Source organism: Vibrio sp. SG41-7, assembly GCF_014164465.1.
In the GTDB taxonomy this organism is placed as follows: domain Bacteria; phylum Pseudomonadota; class Gammaproteobacteria; order Enterobacterales; family Vibrionaceae; genus Vibrio; species Vibrio splendidus.
The window spans coordinates 1-1,889 of record NZ_JACJFF010000264.1; the positions used below are offsets into that span (position 1 = coordinate 1).

3 protein-coding genes and 1 pseudogene are annotated in these 1,889 nt (G+C 43.6%); 3 read left to right on the forward strand and 1 reads right to left on the reverse strand.

What is annotated here, in order from left to right:
- Window positions 1-96: 96 nt before the first annotated feature.
- A complete protein-coding gene (locus H5300_RS26460) occupies window positions 97-534 on the reverse strand; it encodes a YcgN family cysteine cluster protein (protein WP_017067609.1) in 438 nt (145 codons plus the stop codon).
- Between the two features lie 159 nt (window positions 535-693).
- Between H5300_RS26460 and H5300_RS26465 the strand changes: the two genes are divergently transcribed.
- The 3 genes and pseudogenes from H5300_RS26465 to H5300_RS28395 all read left to right on the forward strand — a co-directional run.
- Window positions 694-942: a YkgJ family cysteine cluster protein gene (locus H5300_RS26465; protein ID WP_004734153.1), complete on the forward strand. Its 249-nt coding sequence runs from the start codon at window positions 694-696 to the stop codon at window positions 940-942.
- Between the two features lie 93 nt (window positions 943-1,035).
- Window positions 1,036-1,725 carry an aquaporin Z gene (gene aqpZ, locus H5300_RS26470; protein ID WP_182797336.1) on the forward strand — a complete coding sequence of 230 codons (690 nt, stop codon included), beginning with the start codon at window positions 1,036-1,038 and terminating at the stop codon, window positions 1,723-1,725.
- A gap of 87 nt (window positions 1,726-1,812) precedes the next feature.
- Window positions 1,813-1,889, forward strand: a pseudogene (locus H5300_RS28395) (helix-turn-helix domain-containing protein); the annotation flags it as partial.

Below are 1,889 nucleotides of genomic sequence, written 5' to 3' on the forward strand. Positions count from 1 at the left end.
GCTTTAAGCTAAGTAAGTAAGTGAGTAAGTGAGTTTTAAGTTTAGGCGACGCCAAATAGCAAAACAGCCGCTAAAGAGCGGCTGTTTTTATAATACTTAGCGATTCGGATGATTCAAGATGTGGTCTTCCCAATCGACAACATCGATTTCGTATACCACTTTGTTACGAACACTTTCACCTGCAGCATGCATCTCTGACTTAGAACCCGTAATCAATGGGTGCCACTCAGGAATCGGCTTAGATTCAGATAGAAGACGGTAAGCACAAGTATCTGGTAGCCAATGGAATTCATGAATCTTGTCACGAGTCAGCTTCAAACACTCTTCACCTGAAGTGAAGCGGTTCGGGTAGTCTTTACAAGAACATGTTTTGTCGTTTAACCAGCTGCACGCCACGTTGGTATAGTAAACTTCATCACTATCTTCATCCATTAGTTTATGCAGGCAACACTTACCACAACCGTCACACAGTGATTCCCACTCGTTCTCGGTCATTTGCTCTAGTGTCTTTTCTTGCCAAAATGGATTCGTCATAGGATTACTTCTTACTCTTTTACTGGGGTGCGTGTTATACCGCTAGCCCATAAAAAGTTCAAGGATAATAATTGTTCATTCTTTGATTCAATCAACAGCTGTCACTCTCATCATTTTTTGCTACTATCGCGCACCCTGTTATTTAGTGAGTTTAATTTGATGGAATGTCGCCTAGGTTGTGGAGCTTGTTGTATCGCTCCAAGTATTACATCTGCTATTCCTGGAATGCCTAATGGTAAGCCTGCTGGCGTACGCTGCATTCAATTAAATGAGCAAGATCTATGCAAATTATTTGGTCAACCTTCACGCCCGAAGGTATGTCACCAGTTCAAAGCCTGCCCTATCATCTGTGGTAAAACAGACCAAGAAGCGCTTGATAACCTTATTGAGCTCGAAGCAATAACCTAACAATACTTTTCTTCTTATATATGCCCAAGATTTCACAACTTTGATAGATCTAAACTATCTTATTGATACTGGTAAAGATTAATAAGGATAGTTATGAATAAGTATATCGCAGAAATGTTCGGTACGTTTTGGTTGGTGTTAGGCGGTTGTGGTAGTGCCGTCTTAGCCGCGGCTTTCCCTGATGTGGGAATTGGTCTACTCGGAGTTTCCCTTGCCTTTGGTTTAACCGTACTCACTATGGCTTTCGCTATTGGTCATATATCCGGTTGCCACCTTAACCCTGCTGTCACCATCGGTCTATGGAGTGGTGGTCGCTTTGATGGCAAGGATGTTGCGCCTTATATCATCGCTCAGGTGATTGGCGGCCTTATTGCGGGTGGCGTGTTATACGTTATCGCATCTGGGCAAGCAGGTTTCGACGTAGCCGCCTCTGGTTTTGCTGCTAATGGTTATGGTGAACATTCACCTGGCGGTTATTCATTAACAGCCGCACTCGTGTGTGAAGTCGTCATGACTATGGTGTTCTTATTCGTGATTATGGGTGCAACCGATTCGAAAGCACCTGCTGGGTTCGCACCTATCGCGATTGGTCTTTGTTTAACCCTGATTCACCTTATCAGTATCCCTGTAACCAACACCTCTGTAAACCCCGCTCGAAGTACCGGTGTTGCGGTATTTGTCGGTGATTGGGCTGTTTCACAATTATGGTTATTCTGGGTTGCACCGATTATTGGAGCAGTGATTGGGGCGGCTATATACAACGCCATTCGTGGGAAGGATTAACCCTATTAATTAACATCATCAGACTATCCAAAGCCGCTAAGTGAACTGACCCCCAATAGTTGGACACCAATTATTGGGGGTCTTTTTATGTCCAAATATAGCCGAGAGCTAAAATGTATCATTGCTAAGCAATACTTAGATGGCACGTCATCTCTCTACTTAGC